Source organism: Ruegeria marisflavi, from assembly GCF_025673445.1.
In the GTDB taxonomy this organism is placed as follows: Bacteria; Pseudomonadota; Alphaproteobacteria; order Rhodobacterales; family Rhodobacteraceae; genus Ruegeria_B; species Ruegeria_B marisflavi.
Map to the genome: position 1 here is coordinate 1 of NZ_JAOVQN010000037.1, position 20,540 is coordinate 20,540.

The 20,540-nt window shown below is 60.4% G+C and carries 22 protein-coding genes and 1 tRNA gene; 6 read left to right on the forward strand and 17 right to left on the reverse strand.

The window, feature by feature from the left end:
- Nucleotides 1-71: 71 nt before the first annotated feature.
- From OEZ49_RS21760 to OEZ49_RS21775, 4 genes are all read right to left on the reverse strand, one after another.
- The gene (locus OEZ49_RS21760; RefSeq protein ID WP_263390264.1) at nucleotides 72-2,336 is read right to left on the reverse strand and encodes a type VI secretion system Vgr family protein; all 2,265 of its coding nucleotides are present in this window, start codon (nucleotides 2,334-2,336) and stop codon (nucleotides 72-74) included.
- A gap of 87 nt (nucleotides 2,337-2,423) precedes the next feature.
- Complete coding sequence (locus OEZ49_RS21765) at nucleotides 2,424-4,847, reverse strand: ImcF-related family protein (RefSeq protein ID WP_263390265.1); 2,424 nt, start codon at nucleotides 4,845-4,847, stop codon at nucleotides 2,424-2,426.
- Nucleotides 4,848-4,850: 3 nt separating this feature from the next.
- The gene (locus OEZ49_RS21770; protein ID WP_263390266.1) at nucleotides 4,851-5,717 is read right to left on the reverse strand and encodes a M15 family metallopeptidase; all 867 of its coding nucleotides are present in this window, start codon (nucleotides 5,715-5,717) and stop codon (nucleotides 4,851-4,853) included.
- Between the two features lie 3 nt (nucleotides 5,718-5,720).
- The gene (locus tag OEZ49_RS21775; RefSeq protein WP_263390267.1) at nucleotides 5,721-6,476 is read right to left on the reverse strand and encodes a PP2C family protein-serine/threonine phosphatase; all 756 of its coding nucleotides are present in this window, start codon (nucleotides 6,474-6,476) and stop codon (nucleotides 5,721-5,723) included.
- A gap of 132 nt (nucleotides 6,477-6,608) precedes the next feature.
- Between OEZ49_RS21775 and OEZ49_RS21780 the strand changes: the two genes are divergently transcribed.
- Entirely contained in the window at nucleotides 6,609-7,235 is a 627-nt protein-coding gene (locus tag OEZ49_RS21780) for an OmpA family protein (protein ID WP_263390268.1), read from the forward strand.
- 135 nt (nucleotides 7,236-7,370) lie between these two features.
- On the opposite strand, the gene OEZ49_RS21785 is transcribed toward OEZ49_RS21780, so the two are convergent.
- The 13 genes from OEZ49_RS21785 to OEZ49_RS21845 form a co-directional block, all read right to left on the reverse strand.
- On the reverse strand, nucleotides 7,371-7,553 hold the full coding sequence (locus OEZ49_RS21785) for a DNA gyrase inhibitor YacG (RefSeq protein ID WP_263390269.1): 183 nt from the start codon (nucleotides 7,551-7,553) through the stop codon (nucleotides 7,371-7,373).
- Nucleotides 7,550-8,572 (reverse strand): ribonuclease E/G, encoded by a 1,023-nt coding sequence (locus OEZ49_RS21790; RefSeq protein ID WP_263390270.1) that lies wholly within the window; start codon nucleotides 8,570-8,572, stop codon nucleotides 7,550-7,552. Before OEZ49_RS21790 ends, OEZ49_RS21785 begins: the two co-directional genes overlap by 4 nt.
- The gene (locus tag OEZ49_RS21795; protein WP_263390271.1) at nucleotides 8,569-9,147 is read right to left on the reverse strand and encodes a Maf family protein; all 579 of its coding nucleotides are present in this window, start codon (nucleotides 9,145-9,147) and stop codon (nucleotides 8,569-8,571) included. The genes OEZ49_RS21790 and OEZ49_RS21795 overlap by 4 nt, the downstream gene beginning before the upstream one ends.
- 9 nt (nucleotides 9,148-9,156) lie before the next feature.
- Complete coding sequence (infA, locus tag OEZ49_RS21800; protein ID WP_005978431.1) at nucleotides 9,157-9,375, reverse strand: translation initiation factor IF-1; 219 nt, start codon at nucleotides 9,373-9,375, stop codon at nucleotides 9,157-9,159.
- A 70-nt stretch (nucleotides 9,376-9,445) separates the two neighbouring features.
- Nucleotides 9,446-10,342 (reverse strand): carbon-nitrogen hydrolase family protein, encoded by an 897-nt coding sequence (locus OEZ49_RS21805; protein WP_263390272.1) that lies wholly within the window; start codon nucleotides 10,340-10,342, stop codon nucleotides 9,446-9,448.
- 24 nt (nucleotides 10,343-10,366) lie between these two features.
- On the reverse strand, nucleotides 10,367-10,960 hold the full coding sequence (locus OEZ49_RS21810; protein ID WP_263390273.1) for a GNAT family N-acetyltransferase: 594 nt from the start codon (nucleotides 10,958-10,960) through the stop codon (nucleotides 10,367-10,369).
- Nucleotides 10,953-11,351 (reverse strand): nuclear transport factor 2 family protein, encoded by a 399-nt coding sequence (locus OEZ49_RS21815; protein ID WP_263390274.1) that lies wholly within the window; start codon nucleotides 11,349-11,351, stop codon nucleotides 10,953-10,955. Before OEZ49_RS21815 ends, OEZ49_RS21810 begins: the two co-directional genes overlap by 8 nt.
- Nucleotides 11,348-11,806, reverse strand: coding sequence for an arsenate-mycothiol transferase ArsC (locus tag OEZ49_RS21820; RefSeq protein WP_263390285.1), 459 nt, complete (start codon nucleotides 11,804-11,806; stop codon nucleotides 11,348-11,350). The genes OEZ49_RS21815 and OEZ49_RS21820 overlap by 4 nt, the downstream gene beginning before the upstream one ends.
- A gap of 3 nt (nucleotides 11,807-11,809) precedes the next feature.
- The gene (locus OEZ49_RS21825; RefSeq protein ID WP_263390275.1) at nucleotides 11,810-12,289 is read right to left on the reverse strand and encodes a UPF0262 family protein; all 480 of its coding nucleotides are present in this window, start codon (nucleotides 12,287-12,289) and stop codon (nucleotides 11,810-11,812) included.
- Nucleotides 12,290-12,367: 78 nt separating this feature from the next.
- Nucleotides 12,368-13,156 (reverse strand): ABC transporter permease, encoded by a 789-nt coding sequence (locus OEZ49_RS21830; RefSeq protein WP_397545697.1) that lies wholly within the window; start codon nucleotides 13,154-13,156, stop codon nucleotides 12,368-12,370.
- Nucleotides 13,153-13,905 carry an ABC transporter permease gene (locus tag OEZ49_RS21835; protein WP_263390276.1) on the reverse strand — a complete coding sequence of 251 codons (753 nt, stop codon included), beginning with the start codon at nucleotides 13,903-13,905 and terminating at the stop codon, nucleotides 13,153-13,155. Before OEZ49_RS21835 ends, OEZ49_RS21830 begins: the two co-directional genes overlap by 4 nt.
- A 9-nt stretch (nucleotides 13,906-13,914) precedes the next feature.
- Nucleotides 13,915-14,685, reverse strand: a complete 771-nt coding sequence (locus tag OEZ49_RS21840; RefSeq protein WP_263390277.1) for a transporter substrate-binding domain-containing protein — start codon at nucleotides 14,683-14,685, stop codon at nucleotides 13,915-13,917.
- 32 nt (nucleotides 14,686-14,717) lie between these two features.
- Complete coding sequence (locus OEZ49_RS21845) at nucleotides 14,718-15,500, reverse strand: ABC transporter ATP-binding protein (protein WP_317853193.1); 783 nt, start codon at nucleotides 15,498-15,500, stop codon at nucleotides 14,718-14,720.
- 139 nt (nucleotides 15,501-15,639) lie between these two features.
- Here OEZ49_RS21845 and OEZ49_RS21850 point away from each other — a divergent pair, with 139 nt between their 5' ends.
- The 5 genes from OEZ49_RS21850 (at nucleotide 15,640) to OEZ49_RS21870 (ending at nucleotide 20,323) form a co-directional block, all read left to right on the forward strand.
- Entirely contained in the window at nucleotides 15,640-16,287 is a 648-nt protein-coding gene (locus tag OEZ49_RS21850; protein WP_263390278.1) for a TetR/AcrR family transcriptional regulator, read from the forward strand.
- Nucleotides 16,284-17,471: a pyridoxal phosphate-dependent aminotransferase gene (locus OEZ49_RS21855; RefSeq protein WP_263390279.1), complete on the forward strand. Its 1,188-nt coding sequence runs from the start codon at nucleotides 16,284-16,286 to the stop codon at nucleotides 17,469-17,471. The genes OEZ49_RS21850 and OEZ49_RS21855 overlap by 4 nt, the downstream gene beginning before the upstream one ends.
- On the forward strand, nucleotides 17,471-19,066 hold the full coding sequence (locus OEZ49_RS21860; protein ID WP_263390280.1) for a 5-guanidino-2-oxopentanoate decarboxylase: 1,596 nt from the start codon (nucleotides 17,471-17,473) through the stop codon (nucleotides 19,064-19,066). The genes OEZ49_RS21855 and OEZ49_RS21860 overlap by 1 nt, the downstream gene beginning before the upstream one ends.
- A gap of 8 nt (nucleotides 19,067-19,074) precedes the next feature.
- Nucleotides 19,075-19,857: a dimethylarginine dimethylaminohydrolase family protein gene (locus OEZ49_RS21865; protein WP_263390281.1), complete on the forward strand. Its 783-nt coding sequence runs from the start codon at nucleotides 19,075-19,077 to the stop codon at nucleotides 19,855-19,857.
- A 391-nt stretch (nucleotides 19,858-20,248) separates the two neighbouring features.
- Nucleotides 20,249-20,323, forward strand: a tRNA-Phe gene (locus tag OEZ49_RS21870).
- Nucleotides 20,324-20,540 lie beyond the last annotated feature (217 nt).

Consider the following 20,540-nt stretch of genomic DNA (forward strand, 5'->3'; position numbering starts at 1 on the left):
AGACCTCAGCTTTACGGCAATCATCAATGCCTGCGCCGCTCTCCTGAACTCAAAGTGAATCTCAACAGACCCTAGTTTTGGTCGATCTTCGAGCCTTTCATTTTGATGCTGCTCGACGCCTTTATGTCTATCTTGCCGCTGCCTTGCACCTTGATGTCCTTGCCCTTGATCTGGATCGTGCCGTCCTTTCTCATGAGAATGGACGCCGATCCGGTCTTGATCAGGATCTCGTCACCCGCATCGATGGCTAGTTTCTTACCGACCGAAATAGTCATGTTGTCGCCAACAGTGTAAACGGCATTCTTGCTGACAGTGTGAACAAGGTTTTTGCCCACCTGAACGGATCGATTGCTACCAACGGTCCAGCTATCATCGCTGCCGACAGAGTGGGTCTGACTTGCGCCGACCGAGACCGAGCGGTTCGCGCCGATGTCATTGGATTGGGGTCCACCGACAGTTCGTTGCTCGGCCGCGCCGACCGTGTCCACACGTACCGCGCCGACGCTGACCGTCTGAATCGCGCCAACCGTCTGGGTGTGGTTGACCCCGATGGTTTCGGTCGAATTCGAACCAACGCTGATCGTTTCATTGGAACCGACGCTCAGAGATCTGTTGACCCCAACGGTTTCGGTGTCGTTCTGTCCGATCAATACAGTCCGGTTTACATCGACGGTCGTATCCTTGTTGTTGGCGACATACTCACTACGGTCGTGATTGATTTCCTGTCTCGCGTCATTCCCGACCGATTCATAGAAGTCGTTCCCGATGGTCCGGCTTTCGTTGTTCTTGACCAGCTCATTGTGGTCTTTCTCTGCTTGGAAATAGACCTCTTCACTACCTTTGGCGTCTTCGAAACGAAGCTCGTTGAACCCACCGCCGCCGGGTGAGCTGTTGGATTTCCAGCCAGATTGTGTCGCATTCGATGGCAGGGCATAGGGCGGCATCTGCTCGGCATTATAGACGCGCCCGGTGATGATCGGTTGATCTGGGTCGCCTTCCAGAAAATCGACGATCACTTCTTGCCCGATACGGGGGATCTGGATGAACCCCCACCCGGATCCGGCCCAGACCGAACTTACCCTGATAAAACAAGTGGTGTGCTGGTCCTTTTTGCCTTCGCGGTCCCAGTGAAACTGAACTTTTACCCGAGAATATTCATCCGTATAGATTTCTTCGCCAGCGGGTCCGACGACCACTGCCGTTTGCGGGCCGCGCATGACCGGAATGCGCGCCTTGCGTGGCGGATGATAAGGGTGCGACTGGGGTTGTACCAGCCATCGAGCCTCGAACCCATTCTGCACGCCGCGCTTACCCTGCCCGGAGAAGTACTGTGCATCCCAAATTTCGTAATCAGCCTGCAAAATAAAGAAGAACTCATTGTTCTCACTGTCCCGAGGGTGCGCTGCCATCTGGAACAAAAAGCCGCTGCTGGGGCCTCGTGCAGAGGTCTGGGCCTCTGCCCTTTCCGCCTTGGCCTGCGCGGATAAATTGCGAACCTGGGCCAGCTTGTTTCCGCGACTGTGATCAACGTAGTATCCAGGATAGGAATACTGCTTCTTGTTCGCTAGTGAGTTGTCGCGCTCAAGTTGATCCATCGCCATCAAATCGGCAGAGGGACGGGTGAAATCGTAATCCGTATGAGTCCAGCTGGCAGAGACCACTCTGCCGGTCCGCTTCCACTCGCTGATGCACTCGGTTGACAGTTCACCTTGCCGCAAATTTACGTCGTATGCGATGGTGTCGTATCCCGGCGCACTTTCCAGCGACATGTTATCGTCGACGAAAATCAGTTTGTGATCGCCGTCGTCGAAGGTGAAGTAGTACCAAATGCCCTCGTGCTGCATCAGGCGTTCCAGGAAGTTCAGATCACTTTCACCATACTGCACACAGTATTCACGGGGTGCGTAAGTGGACTTCAGTTTGAATTCGTAGGAACTGATGCCATGCTCAGCCAGAACGTGTTCGATGATGTCGGGAACGGTCTTTTCCTGGAAAATCCGATTGTCCGTTGTCTTTGACAGGAACCAAAGGTTCGGCCGCAAGATAAGGATATACCTCGCCATCCCGTCGTCGGTGTCGCCGCCAAAACAGAATTCGTCGACGTAACCGTTGAAGTAGCGGGGCTCAGGGTTGCCCTTGATCGTGAGCGAAACCATTTCACCCAAAAGATCCCGCGACTCGATGTCCCTGTCGAAGCTTAAGGCGGTCAGTTCATACCGGAAACATGAACCCGCCATGTCCCGGCCTGTCAGGCTACAGAATCGCAGCCCACCCAGTGCATCGTCATCCGTAGTCGGTAAAGGGGAATTCAGTACAAAGTCACGATCATCGAACATCTTTCGTCCTCGGCAGCTCACCAAGACAACAACAAATCCGGGCCAGTATAGCGTGTTTTCAATTTGCTGGGTGGAATTTCCTCGGGGTTACAAGACCGGTGGGCATGAAAGCCCCTGAACAGCCGCGCGCGCGGATACCGGGTTGACCTCGTGATCGAATTCCATCTCGACGAACACCCGCCCGCCCTCTGTTCTCAAATCCACCAGGATCCTGCGCCCTCCGTCGCGCGCACGCAGGCGCAGGTCGTCCAGCAAGCGGTATAATCCCCAAAGGCCAGTGTGCGATAGGCGTGTGGTTTGATCGCCCTGGCGAAAGGTCACTTCGACTCCCCCCAGCGGATCAGGACCGGGCCAGAACAGATGCGCTGCCTCCCCTGTCGCCCGGATCGGTGCCGCACTGCCACCAAGCGTCATCAGCGTTTCACCACGTTCGGCCAGCGCAGACACTCTCAGTTCTGTTCCCAACTCGCCGTTCGACCCAAAGAGGGCCTGGTCGACCAAGGCCGCGCGTTCGAGAAACGCCGCACCTTCGGGGGTAAGACCGGCGAACCGGGCCTCGGGCTTCCATCTCCACGGGCTTTCCGAGGTATCGAGATAAGGACCGGCATAGGCCGACAGGAAGCTGGAGAAAGCACCAGTAGGCCCAAACAGAGCGGCAAGGCCGCCCTGATCCACATCCGGCCCATCAGAGAAGGGGTAACGTCCTTGGACCAACTGACGGCAAAGTGGGAAAACATCCTGCTGCCATTGCCTCAGGATCGGATTCGATTGGCGCGACCCTGTTGTCTGCCCCGCTTGTGCAAGAACGTCTTCGGCAATCTGGACAACTATCCGCGGTGCCGCCTTGAGCGCCTGAACCGATCGTGCGCTTTCATGGACGCTCATCAACCTTTGATCACCGCGCTCGGCATTCACATCTATGGATCCAAGCGCCACGTTGAGGCTGGAAAACAGACGGGCAATTTCGGCCAGGCGACCCTGCTCCACATATTGGATCATCGCCCCGAACCGGGTCGCGATCCGCAATTGTTGCGCATGGCTTCGGCTGGTGTCGCCGCCGCCAACCTCTGTCCAGACCTGTCGCAGCAACGCGTCCAAAGGCCCGGGGGATTTGCCAAGCGAACCCGAAACCAGAATGGCGGTTTCCCTGTCAACAAAGGGCCGAACCCTGACATCGGCCAGCCAACCGCTCCAGGCGTCCAGCGTTTCGGTCAAAAGCCGGTTTTCCAACAGGTCCGCAGTATCATTGCGCGGCGACAACGCCACTCCGGTTACTACGGGTCCGGCCTTCCGGGCGGCTTGCACCGCCAGGCCGAGTTCGTATTGGCGCGCCATTTGCCAACCCGAAGCGGTGAACAGTCCGGGCAAACCACCTGACAAGGATGCGCCTGACCTGTGCTGCAACACGGCGCCTATGCCAGGAATCCATTGGTCGGCCTGCCAGCGCGGCAGGCTGCGTGTTCCCTCGGCCCGCAACAGTTCAAGCCAGGCGCGGCTGGGTTCGTCGGCCTCCGCCGCGAACGCGCGCACCAGTTCCATCAGTTCCGGGTCCTCGGCGGCTAAGCCGATGGTGGGCCCGGTGAGTTCCGACACATGCGGCGCAAGGTCCGGCGCATTGTCTTCCAGCCAACCGGTCAGGTATGCGGGATGCCAGTCGAGATCACCGATCAGCACCGCCCAGGCGCGCAGGGCGTCGTAGATCATCAAGCCTTGGCCTTCGACCGCCAGCCTCTCCTCGATGGCAGCCCGTATCTCAGACGGCAACACTCTTTGCGTCTGCTCCGCATGCTGGATGCTGGCCTGGGCCAGAGCATCGAAAACAGGCAAACGCAACGAACCGCCAAACGGGGCCTTGGTTGCTGCACGCTCCACTTGCGCCAGCGCTTCGGCACTTGCATCGAGCTGCGCCGCAACAGAAAGAGATAGGTCGAGATCAGCCTGCGCCTGCTGAAAGCGGTCGAGAACGGCAGATTGGTACCTGTATTCAAGAAACCCCGCATAAGCTGTGAGCAAAACAACAAACAAGGCCACGCTGAACAAGGCGTATTTCCCCCAGCCCGTGCGTTGCCGCTGGTAGCCTTGTCGCAAGTCCCGGCACTGTGTCATGACAGTATCTAGGAAGTCGCTCAGGGCCGTCAGATCGCCACCTTCGCGCCGGGCGGTGGCGGCAAAATCCTGGATTCGGTTCAGATCGATTTCTCGCCCATCGAACAGTTTTTGCTGTGCCAAAATAGCCCAGGTGGAAAGACGCGTTCGGGGCAGGGACCGGGCGCGCCGGTCGATGAGGACCCCAAGCGCATAGCGAGCCGGTTTAATCGCCACCCGCGGAGCGCCAGCATCGTGAAGCCGGGTTTCAAAAACATTCAGAAGGGCGGCTGCCTCTTCGCACATTGTCCGTTCACCGGATTTCGATTTCCGTTCCATCGTTTCGGCAAACGCAAGAACCGGTTCGGACAGAGCCGCGTAAGGCTGGCCCTTGCCACGGCCCGAGGAACGCGCGCTTTGCGCCATCGATCACAGCTTTCCTTCTGCCTGCCATCGACGCAGGGTTTCTTCTCCAATCTCGAAATGCATCGAGTCTTCGCGGTTCCAGGTGGCACCCCAGAACCATCCTTCTTCGTTGAAAAGCTCCGCAAGCAGCAAGAGACCGAACTGCGTGCCGCCATCGCCGAACCCATCCAGCTGACCTTCAAGCTTCAGGTCTATCGCGGTTCCCCATGAATGGTTCGAGACCGAGGTTGCAGATCCCCGGATCAGGCGTGCACACAGGGCGCCAGCGGTTCCCATCGCCGCATAGATATCAGGTTCCGACGCTTGCAACTGCGCCATGATGCGTTCCAGGGAATCGAGCGCGGGACGAACCATCGTTACCCGGATCGGGCCGATCTGACGGGTCTCCAGCAGCGACTTTAGACGCGGGTTGCTAACGGGTTGGCATGCAGTGGAGTAGCTGTCACGAGGATGTCCGAGGATATCCAGCATCACGCGGTTCTTCGGCTGGGTAATACCGGCATTGAACCGGGATTTCGCCAGAATCATCTCCTCGGTCATTTCTTCTGTTTCCTGGTGATCCCCGGTTTCCTCCAGAGACGTCATTTGTACCGCGTCAACTTGTACCGGCTGTCCCCTGGCGGCCAGGCCAGACAAAAGACCGATGTCTTCGGACAGTCGCTTTACTTCGGCTTCAAGATCGCGCTGCGTGTCTCGCAGCCGTGCCAGGTCATTGCGCAGGTCCGAGATGTCCTGATCCGTCCCGTTCAGGCGCATTTCCGTGGTTCCATCGGCGGTTTGAAGCAACGCCCCAACAACGGTGAACGCGATAGCCGCGACAACGAGGCCAATAGCGATGATGATGGGCCCGATCAGGGTTCCCTGACGCATGTTTCATCCCTCCCGGGCAAAAACCGCTATGACCGAAACGTTGTCCGGAGCACCGAGTTCCAGTGCCTTTGTCATTAGAGCCGTGCAAACAGCTTCGGGATTGCCGTTCTCCCCAAGGATTGTTGCAATCTGTTGATCGGCAAGGCATGTCGTCAAGCCATCACTACACAGCATTAGCCGGTCGCCCGAAATCAGCGGGACAGCGACTGTGTCAACTTCCAGTTCCGATTGCGCCCCAACGGCGCGGGTCACGACGTGCCGTTCCGGATGATCATCACGATCACGTATATCTAGCAGGCCCTGGTCAACCATATCCTGAACGACAGTATGGTCGTGGGTCAGCAACCTGAGTCCCCCTTGTCGGAGGAGATAGGCGCGGCAATCTCCGGCCCAGGCAATCGTTGCGATGGCATTCTGGATCATCATCGCAACAACAGTTGCCCCCATCCCGTCCAGCCGCTGAGAACGCGCTTGTGAAATCACCGCAGCGTTGGCTTCTGCCAGTTTTATCCGCAACTCGGGTCCGGCCAAGGCATCGTCCTTCAACCGGCTTAGGCAATCCGTGACGATGTCGGATGCAACGTCTCCGTGCCCGTATCCGCCCATTCCGTCGGCTATGGCCCACACGACACCCGAAGGATCGGTCAGAATCGAATCCTCATTGCTCTCGCGAACGCGACCCACATGGGTCAGTCCCGAACCGACAAATATCGGTGCTCGGGGCAAAACGGCCGGTATCCGCGTCGTCGGTCCCGTCATCATCCGGGGTCTATCACGAACAATCGATGCAAGGCTCGGTTCCGGTCTTTCAAATGGGATGTATTCAAACAACTTTGATGATACTCTGCTTGCAGTTGGACACAAAGCCTTTTCAGAAAAGGAGAGATGCTGATGACATCACTCAGACTGACGGTTGCCCTCCTGGCATTGGCCAATCCAGTGCTCGCACAGGATTATACTGCCGAGCAACTCCAGAGTCTTTTCGAGCGCCAGAAACAAGCCTTCTCGGCAGCGCAGGACAGTGGAATGGGGCAGACTCGGGGACTAAAGCTGGTGACGGTCCAGGATGTGAACAGCGAGACGGCAGTCAGCGTCCAAAGCCAATCGTCCACGAGTGGAGAAACCGTAACCGCAGCCGCCGCAGACCCCAATAAGCCGCTTGTGTTCGGGCAACTTGATCCCGAGTTGCAGGTCAATCTCCATATCAAGTTCGGTTTTGACTCGGCCGCCCTTTCTGCATCAGAGAAGCCAAAACTTGACACCTTGTGCACCGTACTGCGGACTTCAGATATCAACATAATTCGCATTATCGGCCATACAGACAGTTCCGGCTCGGATGACTACAACGAGCGCTTGTCGGTACTGCGGGCAAAGGAAGTCGCGCGGCATCTAGTCCAGGAATGCGGGATCGAGTCCGGACGGCTTGAGACGGTTGGAATGGGTGAGCGGTTTCCCTTCAACTCGACTGACCCCAAGGCAGACGAGAACCGCCGAGTCGAATTCCAGGCACTAAGCTGAACATAACTTCTCAGCAGGTTTTTCATTCGATCCCGGTTGAGCGGGTTGGTGTCGGCAGGCACCAACCTCATTCTTTGAGATTGAATGTTTCGTGTCGGGCGGCTGTTTCCCGACGCTCGTGCCAACCCAATTCGATCAGTGACGATGTTCTGACGAAGGGATGTCGAGTTCGTTCAGTTCTTCTTCCTCGGCCGCGGCCTCAGCGGGAATTGCGTACGAACCGTTCAGCCACTTGGCAAGATCCAGATCCGAACACCGCTTGGAACAAAAGGGGCGGTATTTGAACTGCTGCTTGACACCGCAGATCGGACAACTCATTTCAGCAAGTCCTCGACAGAGACCCGACCACGCTTGCGGTGCAGCTCGAAATGACCCGATGGGGTCCAGCCCGCCAAGGTTGTCTCCTCGCCGTCCGATTTGAATGATGCCCGCAGAGCCGCTTCAAATCCACGGCGGTCTTTTTTCGCCATCGGCGCTAGATCGATCGTGATCTGCCCGCCAAGTCCCCGTACACGCAGCGCGCGCGGCAACACCTTGGCACAGGCAAAATTAGCCTTTTGGCCGGCAGCCAGTGACGTATCTGTACCAGTGTTCACATCGACCGCCACAAGGGCGCGCGTCGGCTGGATGTAGATCAGCCCACCGCCCGGCAGGGGTTCGGAAATACCGCGCGCCTGATCAAGAGCGTCGAGCACCCCTTGCTCTTGAAATCCGCCCGGTTCGGTCACCACCTCGGCCGGATCGGTCCAATCGCGCCAAGCCAGAACATGCGGGCCGTCGCCGTCGATCAGCGTTTCCGCGTCCTGACCGTCGTCGTTCAACACCTGCTCCGCCTGCTCGCGCATCGCCGCGATATCCTCGGCAATCTCATCGGCATCCGCTTCGGCGCAAGACGATCGCAGGATCAGACCGAATGCACTGCCAGTCATCACCTCGTGCGCGATTTCAAGCAGTCGGTCGCGCTCGGCCTCGTCGCGAATTCTGCGCGACAGGTTGATTCCCGGCGCGTCGGGTGTCACGATGGCATATCGGCTCTTAAACAACAATTTTGCGGTGACTGGGATCGCCTTGCCCGGCTCGGCATAGCCTGAAACCTGAACCAGGATGCGCGCACCCGGAGCAAGCCCAGACACTTGGCGCAAAAAGGCCGGGCCGTCAGGCGTGCTAAGGAACATGCCGCCCTGCCCCTTGACCGGGCGGTCGGCGCGGGCGCGGTAGATGGTGCCAGGAGTTGGTGCATCACCCGCAATCAGAAAATCGTCCAACTGGCCATCGACCATCAACGCCGCGGCCTCGCGCCCCTGAATATGGTCCAGAACGATCGTACGGCCCTTCATGCGACACCTTTGAATTTTGGATAACCCGCAGCCGTCAGAAGCGCAGCCGTCTCGGCCAGCGGCAATCCGACAATGCCGGTGAAAGACCCAGCAATCCAGGGGATGAACGCGCCAGCCGGACCCTGAATGGCATAGGCCCCGGCCTTGCCCTTCCAGTCGCCGGTGGCGAGATAGCTGTTCACTTCGACATCCGAGAGGCGTTTGAACCTGACCTGGCTCACCACGTCCCGCTCCCACAGGCGGTCGCCACGCCGCACGGCCACAGCAGTGATCACACGATGCCGGCGTCCGGATAGCGCATGCAGGAATTCGGCCGCCTCGCCCGCATCTGCCGGTTTACCCAGAATACGACGGCCAAGCGCGACAGTGGTATCGGCACACAGAACGATGTCGTTGGGCGCTGCCTTAACAGCGGCCACCTTTTCACGGGAAATGCGCGCACAATAGCTGCGTGGCAGTTCACCTGGTCTGGGGTCTTCGTTGATCTCGGGTGGACGCACGGCATCCGGTGTGATGCCAAGCTGTGCCAGCAGGTCCAGCCGCCTGGGACTGCCCGATCCGAGAATGAACGCCATGGGAAGGCGTTACTTGAAACGATAGTTGATCCGACCCTTGGTCAGATCATAGGGGGTCATTTCGACCTGAACCTTGTCGCCAGCCAGAACACGGATGCGGTTCTTGCGCATCTTGCCTGCCGTGTGTGCGATGATCTCATGGCCGTTTTCAAGCTCGACCCGGAACGTCGCATTGGGCAGGAGTTCCTTCACGACACCGGGAAATTCGAGCGTATCTTCCTTGGCCATGTTGTCTCCATCATTGCGTTTAGCCCGCGGAATCCGCAGGCTCGAGCGCTTAAATGCGCGCATTTCCCGCTCAGTTCAAGGCTTCTTTTGCCTTCATGCAACACATTGTGACCGATTGGACCCGTCCGTCCTGCTCGGCCCAGTGGCGCCTGTTCAGCACCACACCATCTGCGCGCACATCTGCGACAGAGGCAAGATCGACCTCGGCATAGGTCCAGCCAGGCTGGTTCAGGACACCCTCTGCCAAGACCCCGGTCTGCGGAAAACCGCGATCCGGCGGCCCGAATACGCCGCCCATTCCGGTGTTTGTATCCACCGCTTCCGACCAGTCGTTGCGCCCCACGACCGAGGACATGACCGAAACGCATTGGTTCTCCAGCGCCCGTGCCATCGCCCCGATGCGTACGCGGCTATACCCCGACAGCGCCTCGGTACAGGAAGGCACCAACAGAATCTCGGCCTCTGACAAAGCCCGTCCCAACAGCGGGAATTCGCTGTCGTAACAGATCAAAACACCGATCTTGCCAAGCGCGGTATCGAAGAGTTTCAGAGGCCCGCCGGGAACAACATCCCAATCCTCGCGTTCAAACCGGGTCATGATCTGCTTGTCCTGATGGTCGCGCCCACCGGTCGGAGTGTAGAGCTCGGCCCGGTTCACCGGACGCCCCGACCCAAACTTCGCAGGTCCGGACGCGCCTAGGATATGGACACCATACTCCGCGGCAAGTTTCAGATGCAATCCGGCTGCCTCCTCCATCCGCTCGCTGACCGCGTGCAGCGAACCTTCAAGGTCCGCCGCCGTTTTTGCACCAGCCAGAGTGCAAAGCTCCATCGCCCCATATTCCGGAAACACCAGCAGATTGGCCCCCTGCCCCGCCGCCTCGGACACCCACCGGGCCAGCTTGTCTTCGTACTGTGCCCAGCTGTCGAGCCAGTCGAGCGGATAGGCGGCCGTGGCGATTTTCATCTGCGGTCTCTCCATAAGGCAGGATCAGATATCCCGGATCCAGAATTGCAGTGGCTTGTCGGTCTCGTGGTCCTGATCCAGGTCTTTCCAGCCGAAATGCGCCACTACACCGGGCAATTTCTTGTAACCCCGCGCGCACCAGAATGCATCGAGCGGGCGATAGTTGTCGGGTTTCAGTGGGTGATCGGCGGGGCGCTGCACTCCGCAAAAGGCACATTTGGCAAATCCCAACGCGCGGGCATGGCCCTCGCGCAGGTCAAAGAACCGGTGGCCCACACCATAGCCGCGATACTCGGGCAACAGCACGGATTCGGCGCAATAGAACACCTCGCTCAGCGCCACGCCACTACCGGCAAAGGCGGCGGCAAAATCGTCGGCATGATCGGCCAGCGGCATGCCGGTGGCGGCGCCGATCAACCGCTCCCCATCAAAGGCACCGACCACAATGGCCCTTTCGCTATTGCGATAGGCTTGCAGATAGTCCCGCTCATAGTCCAGGTCGCCGTCATAGAGATAGGGCCAGGCGCGGAACACCGCGATCCGAAGCCGGGCCACATCATCCAGCGCGGCGTCCAGCGCCGCGCCGGTCAGCGCCCGGACCTCGGTAACCTCAGCCATTCGAGACCTGTTTCACCCAATCGGCCAGGTTGTAGAAGGTCGTCACTCGCGAGATCTTGCCGCCCTTCAGGGTAAAGAACGACCCGGCGGGCAGGCGATAGGTCTGGCCATGCGCCTCGGGCAAACCGGAATCAGTTTGCAGATAGGTGCCGTTCACGATGAATTCCGCCGCCGCGCGGTTGCCGCCCTCGGCCTCGAACACAACCATGTCGGTCAACAGCTCTTTGTAGCAGCGGTTCATATGGGCGCAGAATTCGGCAAACTTCTCCTTACCCACCCGAATCTGACCCTCGTTCACGTGATGGGCCACGTCGTCGGACAAGCAGTCCAGCATTCCTTGTACATCGCCTGCATTGAAGGCTTCGAAATAGCGTTTGACTGTCTCGCTCATGATCTCTCCGTTGGCTCGCCCCAGCGTTCTTTCAGATGCTTGATGATCTGATCGCGGGTCTGACGATAGTGATGTAGCTTTTCCGCCCGCGTCTCGCCCAGTCCGGTAGGGTCCATAATTGGCCAATATTCGACATCGAGGTGGAAAAAACGGGTCAGTTCCAGCGCCCGGCGCTGGCTGGCGGGCGACAGCGCCACCACCAGATCGAACGAGCTGAGATCGTCGCCCCATTCCTGCATCATGTCGAAGGATCGCGAACGGTGGCGCGCCAGTTCGACGTCAATCTCCTGGCAGACCGCGATGCAGAACCCGTCGATTTCCATGTCGTTATGAACACCGGCAGATTGCACATAAGTGCCGGTGCCATAGAATTTCTTCATGATACCTTCCGCCATGGGCGAGCGGACCGCGTTGTGGTCGCAGCAAAACAGGACCGAATGCGGAAGCGGCTGCACCATTCAGCCCCCGAAATGCAAAACGCAAATCAGGGTGAACAGGCGGCGCGCGGTGTCGGTGTCGATCTCGGCCTTGCCGTCCAGCCGTTCCTGCAACACTCGGCTGCCCTCGTTGTGGATGCCGCGCCGGGCCATGTCGATGGTCTCGATCTGGCTGGGCGGAAGGGTTTTGACCGCATTGAAATAGCTCTCACAGATCTGGAAGTAATCCTTGACTACTTGTCGGAACGGCCCCAGCGACAGGTGGAATTCGGCCGCCTTCTGTTCATCCTCGGTCTTAATTTCAAAGACCAGCCTTTTGTCGCGGATCGACAGGTTCACCCGATAGGGTCCCTCAGGAACGGCACGGTCGTCGCGCACCGGCAGGGCAAAGCTGTTCTCCTCCAGCAGATCATAGATCGCGACTTTGCGCTCCTGCTCGATCTCGGGCGTGGGCGGGGGAAGGTTGCTGTCATCCAGCTCGATATGAGAAATACGGCTCATCGTCACGGGTGCCTGTTCGATAGATCGGGACAGACCTACACCATGGGTTTGGGATGGGCAACGTGTCGCGATGCGCGATCAGCTACCGGGGCGCCGGGTGGGAACCCGGTTTTCCAGCCAGCGAAAGGCCAGTGCAATCAGCCCCGCGATGGCCATATAAACCAGCGCCAGCAACAGGAGCGGTTCATAGATCACGAATGTGTCCTGCCGTACCCGCGACGATACTGCGAAGATCTCGACCACCGTGATCGTCGCCACCAGCGGCGTTGCTTTCAGTTGCAGGATGGTCTCGCCCCCCAGCGTCGGCAGCACATTGTTGACCGCCTGCGGCAGCCAGATGCGACGGAACAGGGTGAACCGAGGCATCCCGAAGGACCGCGCGGCCTCAAGCTGGCCGCGGTTGACCCCGGCGAATGCACCGCGCATCACCTCGCCCTCGTACCCGGCAAAGGACAGCGTCAGCGCCAGCAGCGCATAGGGCCAGGCCTGCCGCAGATAGGGCCACAGAACGCTGTCGCGAATACCGTCGATCTGGGGAAAGACCGAACCCAACCCGTAATAGAGCAGCCAGATCTGCAACAGCAGCGGCGTCCCCCGGATCAGCGTGCAGAAAACCCGCGCGGGCGTCGACAGGTACCAAGGCCCTACCGCCTGGGCAAAACCCAGCGGAACCGCCAGCAAAAAGCCCAGAACCGTGCTTGTCACCAACAACCAGACCGTGCGCCACAGCCCCTCCATCGCCAGCGGCAGATACTTCGGCAGCCAGTCCCAGCGCAGCGTCAGGGCGCACCACAGCGCCAGCGCCACTGCCAGTGCGATCAGCACCAGCCGGTGCGGCATCAGCATCGGACGGATCAACCGCATCATCGGCTTGCCCCCTTGAGTGAGGGCTGACCGCGCCGCGCCCGCCGCTCAAGCAGCTGGAACAGCACGGACGACATCAGCGTCACCATCAGGTACAGCGCGCCCGCGGCGAGGAAGAAGGTGAAATAGGCTCGCGTGCTCGACGCCGCCTGCCGGGTTTCCAACGTCAGCTCGCTAAAGCCCACAACCGCCAGCAGCGCGGTATCCTTGGTGGCGATCAGCCACAGGTTCGCCAGCCCCGGCAGGGCAAACGACAGCATCGCCGGAATGGTCACCCGCCGCATCAGCATCACCGGCGGCATGCCGAATGCGCGTGCCGCCTCGATCTGGCCCTGCGGCACCGCCAGGATGGCCCCGCGCAGCACCTCGGTCGAATAGGCGCCCTGGACCACGCCCAATACCCAGATACCCGCAGCAACGCCGCTGATCTCGACCCGCCCATATCCGAGCGCTTCGGACGCCTGATTGATCAGATCTGTTCCCACGAAATAGAGAATTAGGATCAGAACCAGTTCGGGCACCGCCCGGACAACGGTGGTATAAATGGCGAGCAGATCACGGATGACCGGCCCGCCATAAAGCTTGCCATAGGCTCCGAACAGCCCGATCACCAGACCGAAGCCGAAGGCCCCGAACGCGATCTGAAGCGATTTGCCCAGACCGCGCAGCAGGTTCATCCCCCAGCCCGGTGGTGACAGCGACAACAGCTCGGCGCTTTTCGCCAGGCCGAGCAGGTCCAGAAGCCCCTCCATCGGCAGCGATTATTCGCTGTAGATGGGCGCGGTGAAGTAACGCGCGGTGATCGCCTCGTGCGTGCCATCGGCCAGGATTGCGGCGATGCCCTTGTTCAACGCCTCGCGCAGCGCGTCGTCACCCTTGCGCACTCCGGCACCCACGCCCTTGCCCAGGATCGCTTCGTCATTGGCGACGGCGCCCTTGATCTCGCAGCACTGGCCCGCATCGGTGGCGACAAAATCGGCCATGGCGATACTGTCAGCCTGGGTTGCGTCGATGCGACCGGCATAAAGGTCCTGATTGGCCTCGTCCTGAGTCTGGTAGACACGGATTTCTGCATCGCCGAAATACGCGTTGGCATAAGCCTGGTGAATGGTCGAGGCCTGCACCCCGATGATCTTGCCGGCCAGCGAGGCGGGCGTTGCCTCGATATCCAGCGACTTGTCGGCCACGATCACGGCAGGCGTATTGTAATAGGGGTTCGAAAAGTCGATGGTCTGCATCCGCTCTTCGGTGATCGACATCGAGGCCATGATGGCGTCGATCTGCTTGCCGGTCAGCGAGGGGATGATGCCGTCCCATGCGACGGGGGTCAGCACGCAATCCAGTGCGGCGGCCTTGCAGACGGCGTCGATCACCTCGACCTCCCAGCCGACCCAGTTGCCGGCGGAATCGGGCGAGGCGAAGGGCGGATAAGGCTCGGCCGCGATGCCGATCTTTACCTGTTCGGCGGCCACGGGGCCCGCGCCCAGGGCCAATGCGGCCAGACCGGCCAGCAGAGAAGTCTTGAAGTTCATGTCTTGGTCTCCCTGTTTTTCATTCTTGAGCTTCAGTTGATGGATTTCAGAAATTGTTTCAGCCGCTCGGATTGCGGGTTGCCGAATATCTGGTCGGGTGGCCCCTGTTCCTCGATCCGACCTTGATAAAGATACACCACATGGTCTGCGACCTCGCGGGCAAAGTTCATCTCATGGGTGACCACCAGCATGGTGCGCCCCTCGGCGGCAAGGTCGCGCATCACGCCCAGCACTTCGCCCACCAGTTCGGGATCCAGCGCCGAAGTCGGCTCGTCAAACAGCATCACCGCCGGATCCACCGCCAGCGCGCGCGCGATGGCCGCGCGCTGCTGCTGGCCACCGGACAGGAACAGCGGATATGTATCCTCTTTCTCGGCCAGGCCCACCCGCGCAAGCAGGGCGCGCGCCTTTTCGATCGCCTGCGCGCGCGGCACTTTCAGCACATGGACCGGCACTTCGATGACGTTTTCCAGCAGGGTGCGGTGGGTCCACAGGTTGAACGACTGGAACACCATCGCCAGCCTGGTGCGCACCCGCTCCAGCTGCTTGCGGTTGGCAGCAGTGCCATCGGGTCGCATCTGAATTTCCTCGCCGCCGATCACGATCCGGCCTGAACTGGGGGTTTCCAGAAAATTGATGCAGCGCAGCATGGTCGACTTGCCCGAGCCCGAGCCGCCGATGATCGCGATCACATCGCCCCGGTTCGCGGTCAGCGACACGCCCTTGAGCACTTCGAGATCGCCAAAGGATTTATGCAGATCCTCGATCAGCAATGTCCCCGCCAAATCGCTGGCAGCCCCCGCGTCGGGCGTCAGTTCCTGCGTTGCTGTCACGCGATCCCCCCTGACTTTCCGGTTGCCTTTCCGGACCGGTTCTGCTTATATTTATACAAACGTATAACAACAAGCGTGACGCAAATCAAGCCCGCTTTTCACCCCGCAGGAGGCCCCGCCCTTGGACAGCCCACGTCGCAGCTTTACCCGCGAATCCGCTGAGAGTCGGCGCGAGGCGCTGATCCGGGCGACGCTGACCCTGATCGGGCGCAAGGGTGTGCAGGCGGCTACCGTGCGTGGCATCGCCGACGAGGCGGGCGTGACGCTGGGACTGATCCGGCACTATTTCGATGGCAAGGATGACCTGATCTATGCGGCCTATCAGGCGCATATGAGCCAGCTCACCGATGCCACGATGGAAGGCCCCCGTCGGGCGGGCGAACCGGCGGCGCACCAACTGGCGCGAATCGTGCGCGCCAGCTTGACCCCGCCGGTCAGCAGCCCACAGGCGGTGGGCCTGTGGGCCGGGTTCCTCAACATGGTGCAGCGCGACCCGCGCATGGCCGAGGTGCACAGCCGCACCTATTACGACTTTCGCGACCGCTTGCAGGCGCTGATCGCCCCCGCCCTGGACGAGGCTGGCGAAGCCCCCTCGCCCGAACGGCTGCGCGCGCTGGCCATCGCCTGCAACGCCGTCATCGACGGGCTCTGGCTGGAAGGCGGCGCGCTGCCCGAGGCCTTTGGCCCGGGCGAACTTGTGAACATCGGCCTGACCTCGGTCGGCGCCATTCTGGGACTGACCCTGAACGATCCGGGAGAAGAGGCATGAAAACCACCGAGATAACCCGCCGCCTGGCCGATCTGGGCGGCGCCAAATGGGCAATTCACCTGCGCGCCAAGGCAATGACCGCCAAGGGCGCCGATGTAATCTGCTTGACCATCGGCGAACCGGATGTGCCGCCGCCTGCCGAGCTGATGGATGTGGCCGCGGCCGCGATGCGCGCCGGACGCACCACCTATTCCGATGGCGCGGGCGAGCCGGGCCTGCGCGCGGCCCTCGCCGAACGTTACAGCACCAGCACCGGGCGGGTGATTTCGGACGATCAGGTCATGTGCTTTCCGGGCACCCAGACCGCGCTTTACGCGGTGCTGATGGGCGTGGCCGAAGGTGGTGACGAGGTTCTGGTGGGCGATCCCATGTATGCCACCTATGCCGGGGTGATCCGCGCCACCGGCGCCGATCTGGTGCCGGTTCCGTTGCGGCCCGAGAACGGGTTCCGCATCTCGGCCGACGATATCGCCGCACGCATCACGCCGCGCAGCCGTGCGATCCTGCTCACCACGCCCCACAACCCCACCGGCGCGATCCTGACGCCCGAGGATACAGCCAAAATTGGTGAGCTGGCCCGCAAACACGATCTGTGGATAATCTCGGACGAGGTCTATGAGCAACTGGTCTTCCAAGGGCAAGGCTTTACCTCGCCACTTGCACACCCGGATCTGGCAGACCGGGTTATTGTGGTCTCGTCGATCTCGAAATCTCACGCCGCACCGGGGTTCCGCAGCGGCTGGTGCATCGGGCCCGAGACATTTACCGCAGCGCTGCTGCCTTTGTCCGAAACCATGCTGTTCGGCAATCAACCCTTCATAGCAGATATGACAGAGCGCGCGGTGCGTGACGGCTCGACCGTTGCTCCCGGAATGCGGGCGCGGTTCGCCGCACGGGCCAGCCGCATGGCAAACCGTTTGAATGGCCAAACTTGCCTGCGGGTATTGGAACCCCAGGCCGGAATGTTCGCCATGGTCGATGTATCGGCAACCGGAATGGACGGCGCAACCTATGCCAGGCACCTGCTGGACCAAGCGGGCGTGGCGGTGATGCCGGGCGAGTCCTTCGGTGACACGATAACGGGTTGGGTGCGCGTGGCATTGACAGCTGATGACACCGATTTTGACAGAGCCTGCGACCGCATCGTGGCACATGCCACGCAACTCCAGACCGAGGACGCCTGATGCCAACTCTGGGTGAAGCGCTGGTGGCGGGGCTGGCGGAACGGGGCGTGGAGTGCGTTTTCGGCATCCCTGGCGTGCACACGATTGAACTCTATCGCGGGCTTGCAGCTTCGGGCATTCGGCATGTCACCCCGCGCCACGAACAGGGTGCCGGGTTCATGGCCGACGGCTATGCCCGCGTTTCGGGCAAACCCGGCGTCGCCTTTGTCATCACCGGCCCGGGCGTGACCAACACGCTGACCGCAATGGGTCAGGCACGCGCCGACAGTATCCCCATCCTGACCATTTCCGGCGTCAACAAGCAAAGCAGCCTTGCCCAGGGGCTCGGTCATCTGCATGAGTTGCCCGATCAATTGGGAATGGTGGCAAAGGTTGCGCTTGAAGCCCGGCAAATCAGGCAGGGCAGCGACCTGTCACCGGCTTTGGACGCGGTGTTCGAACGCTTGACCACTGGGCGCAAGGGACCCTGCCATATCGAAATTCCGCTGGATGTCGCAAGGCTTCCCGCTGCGCTGAACGGTCCATCGATGGCGGCGGATCCGGCGCCCGACCCGAACCTGCTGGATCTGGCGGCAGAACGCCTGACGGCTGCGTCACGCCCGGTGATCCTTGCAGGTGGTGGTGCAATAGCGGCAGCCGAAACCTTGAAGGCACTGGCGGAACGGCTCGATGCGCCGGTTGTCCAGACCGTGAATGCACGCGGGTTAATGCATGGTGCGGCATTGAGTGTCCCGGCAAGCCCAAGCCTTACTTCTGTCCGCAGCTTGATCGAAGAGTCCGACCTTGTTCTGGCGGTCGGCACTGAACTGGGGCAAACCGATTACGATATGTACGCAACCGGTTCGATGCCGCGCCTGCCGCACTTGATCCGGATCGACACCTGCGCTGAGCAATTGTCCCGCCACCCGGCAACAATCGCGATCCACGGGGACGCGGCAACATGCCTTGCCGCGTTGACCCAGCGCCTGCCCGGCGGCAACCGGGCCAGCGGCGGGGCATTGCGCGCCGCAGCGGCGCGGAACGCCGCGTGGCAGGAAATCGGCCCGTACATGCGCGGCATGGTCGACATGCTCGACGCCGCGCGCGACGCGGTGCCGGGCGCCATCATCGTGGGCGATTCAACGCAACCGATCTATGCTGGCAATCTCTACTACGACCATGACCAGCCTGGCGGATGGTTCAATGCGGCCACAGGTTTTGGCGCGCTGGGATACGCGATCCCGGCCTCGATCGGTGCGGCAATCGCGGCGCCCGGTACGCCGGTTATCTGCATTGCGGGTGATGGCGGAGCCCAATTCAGCCTGACCGAGATGATGGCCGCACGCGACGAGAATCTGTCCATTGTCTTTGTGATCTGGAACAGTCACGGCTACCGCGAGATTGACAGTGCGATGCGGGAGGCCGAGATAAGCGTAGTTGGCTGCGATCCCACGCCACCTGACTTCGCTGCCATCGCCACCGCATATGGGATGCCCTATTCCCGTTGCGCCGACACCGATCCAATAGCCTTCGCCGCCCTTCTGGCAGCCGCGACCAAGGGCAATGGCCCGTCGATCGTCGAGGTACAAGCGCCCTACACCCCCAATCAGAACTGAGACACAGAATGAGCGACCCAACATACCAGTTCACCCGCGCCATCACCCGCAGGCCAGCCGCAAGCGTCGTCAACGGATTGCGCGCCGAAGATATCGGCACACCTGACCTTGAGCAGATGCTCAAGGATCACGCGCACTATGTCGCCACACTAAAAAGCACCGGCGCCGAGGTGATCGAGTTGCCGCCGCTGGACGATTTTGCCGATGCGCTCTTTGTCGAAGATACGGCGCTTTGCCTGCCGCAGGGCGCGGTTCTGATGCGCCCCGGTGCGCCCAGCCGCATGGGAGAGGTCGCCGAAATGGCGCCCACCTTACGCAGTGCTGTTGCCGAGATCCGCGAGATCTCTGGCCCAGGTCATATCGAGGGTGGCGATATCCTGGTCACCGGACGCGAGATCCTGGTCGGCCGGTCCGCCCGGACTGATGCCGAAGGGGTCAAGGAACTGGCCGCGATTGTCAGCGATTGGGGCCACCAGCTGCGCGAGGTCTTCACCCCACCGGGTGTGCTGCATTTCAAGACCGACTGTTCCTTGCTCGACGGCGAGACGATCCTGTCCACGGAACGGCTCGACGCCTCCGGCTGTTTCCAGCGATACCGTGTGATCCATACGGCACCCGGCGAAGAGGCATGCGCCAACACGATCCGTTTCAACGATCTCGTGTTGATGCCCGCAGGCTTCCCGAAGACCGCCGACATTCTAGACAAGGCCGGTTTCTCGGTGGTCCAGATCAACAACAGCGAGTGCGCCAAACTCGACGGCGGCATGTCCTGCCTATCACTGCGGTTCTGAAACCTCCGGAGCAGACGCCCTGCCCCGACGAGACACCTACGGCGTGCCCGTCACTTGGTTAGATATGGCAGAGCCGGCGGGCGGCGGCAGGGCCAATACCCTGTCCCGTCCGGTTCCCAATTCACCGGACCGGTTCTCTCGTTACCCCTCTATCCATAACCGTGACAGACCCGGGCACCCCGGCTTCGAGCAACCAGAACCAAGGGCAAACCTGGCATTTCACAGGGTTCACACTAGCGCCCGGCGCAAGGGTAACCACCCAACAACGCTCCTCAAAGTCCAGTGCGGAAAGGATTGATCGCGCCATTACCTAAAAACTTGAAAAACCCTCTGGACACTAGTTTTCGCTCGGCTTAGAAGGCCTGCACCCAACGGCTAGAACCGTTCCCGTGCCCGGGTAGCTCAGGGGTAGAGCAGTGGATTGAAAATCCTCGTGTCGGTGGTTCGATTCCGCCCCCGGGCACCATTAACCTCACGTAAACCACTGAAAATATTGAATTTAAATTGGTGTATGCAGTTTTTATCCACCCAATTACCCACCCTTAGTGCTTAGGGCGACGCTAGAAATTTGCCCCGACCTCTGCGAAACGCTCGCTGAAGTAGCTCAAGAATCCATAGTCTGCGCGCGTTTGCCAAAGCTCCAACTCGGCAAACAGTAGGCGATACGTTCGCCAGTGTATCCC

What these genes read in the sequence shown, in the direction of transcription:
- OEZ49_RS21790 (WP_263390270.1), bottom strand. Translation starts at nt 8,572, where the DNA reads ATGAAGGGCCGTACGATCGTTCTGGACCATATTCAGGGGCGCGAGGCC.
- OEZ49_RS21855 (WP_263390279.1), top strand. Translation starts at nt 16,284, where the DNA reads ATGAAAACCACCGAGATAACCCGCCGCCTGGCCGATCTGGGCGGCGCC.
- OEZ49_RS21770 (WP_263390266.1), bottom strand. Translation starts at nt 5,717, where the DNA reads ATGCGTCAGGGAACCCTGATCGGGCCCATCATCATCGCTATTGGCCTC.
- OEZ49_RS21765 (WP_263390265.1), bottom strand. Translation starts at nt 4,847, where the DNA reads ATGGCGCAAAGCGCGCGTTCCTCGGGCCGTGGCAAGGGCCAGCCTTAC.
- infA (WP_005978431.1), bottom strand. Translation starts at nt 9,375, where the DNA reads ATGGCCAAGGAAGATACGCTCGAATTTCCCGGTGTCGTGAAGGAACTC.
- OEZ49_RS21805 (WP_263390272.1), bottom strand. Translation starts at nt 10,342, where the DNA reads ATGAAAATCGCCACGGCCGCCTATCCGCTCGACTGGCTCGACAGCTGG.
- OEZ49_RS21830 (WP_397545697.1), bottom strand. Translation starts at nt 13,156, where the DNA reads ATGATGCGGTTGATCCGTCCGATGCTGATGCCGCACCGGCTGGTGCTG.
- OEZ49_RS21785 (WP_263390269.1), bottom strand. Translation starts at nt 7,553, where the DNA reads ATGAGTTGTCCGATCTGCGGTGTCAAGCAGCAGTTCAAATACCGCCCC.
- OEZ49_RS21810 (WP_263390273.1), bottom strand. Translation starts at nt 10,960, where the DNA reads ATGGCTGAGGTTACCGAGGTCCGGGCGCTGACCGGCGCGGCGCTGGAC.
- OEZ49_RS21865 (WP_263390281.1), top strand. Translation starts at nt 19,075, where the DNA reads ATGAGCGACCCAACATACCAGTTCACCCGCGCCATCACCCGCAGGCCA.
- OEZ49_RS21780 (WP_263390268.1), top strand. Translation starts at nt 6,609, where the DNA reads ATGACATCACTCAGACTGACGGTTGCCCTCCTGGCATTGGCCAATCCA.
- OEZ49_RS21815 (WP_263390274.1), bottom strand. Translation starts at nt 11,351, where the DNA reads ATGAGCGAGACAGTCAAACGCTATTTCGAAGCCTTCAATGCAGGCGAT.
- OEZ49_RS21860 (WP_263390280.1), top strand. Translation starts at nt 17,471, where the DNA reads ATGCCAACTCTGGGTGAAGCGCTGGTGGCGGGGCTGGCGGAACGGGGC.
- OEZ49_RS21835 (WP_263390276.1), bottom strand. Translation starts at nt 13,905, where the DNA reads ATGGAGGGGCTTCTGGACCTGCTCGGCCTGGCGAAAAGCGCCGAGCTG.
- OEZ49_RS21825 (WP_263390275.1), bottom strand. Translation starts at nt 12,289, where the DNA reads ATGAGCCGTATTTCTCATATCGAGCTGGATGACAGCAACCTTCCCCCG.
- OEZ49_RS21775 (WP_263390267.1), bottom strand. Translation starts at nt 6,476, where the DNA reads ATGACGGGACCGACGACGCGGATACCGGCCGTTTTGCCCCGAGCACCG.
- OEZ49_RS21840 (WP_263390277.1), bottom strand. Translation starts at nt 14,685, where the DNA reads ATGAACTTCAAGACTTCTCTGCTGGCCGGTCTGGCCGCATTGGCCCTG.
- OEZ49_RS21760 (WP_263390264.1), bottom strand. Translation starts at nt 2,336, where the DNA reads ATGTTCGATGATCGTGACTTTGTACTGAATTCCCCTTTACCGACTACG.
- OEZ49_RS21795 (WP_263390271.1), bottom strand. Translation starts at nt 9,147, where the DNA reads ATGGCGTTCATTCTCGGATCGGGCAGTCCCAGGCGGCTGGACCTGCTG.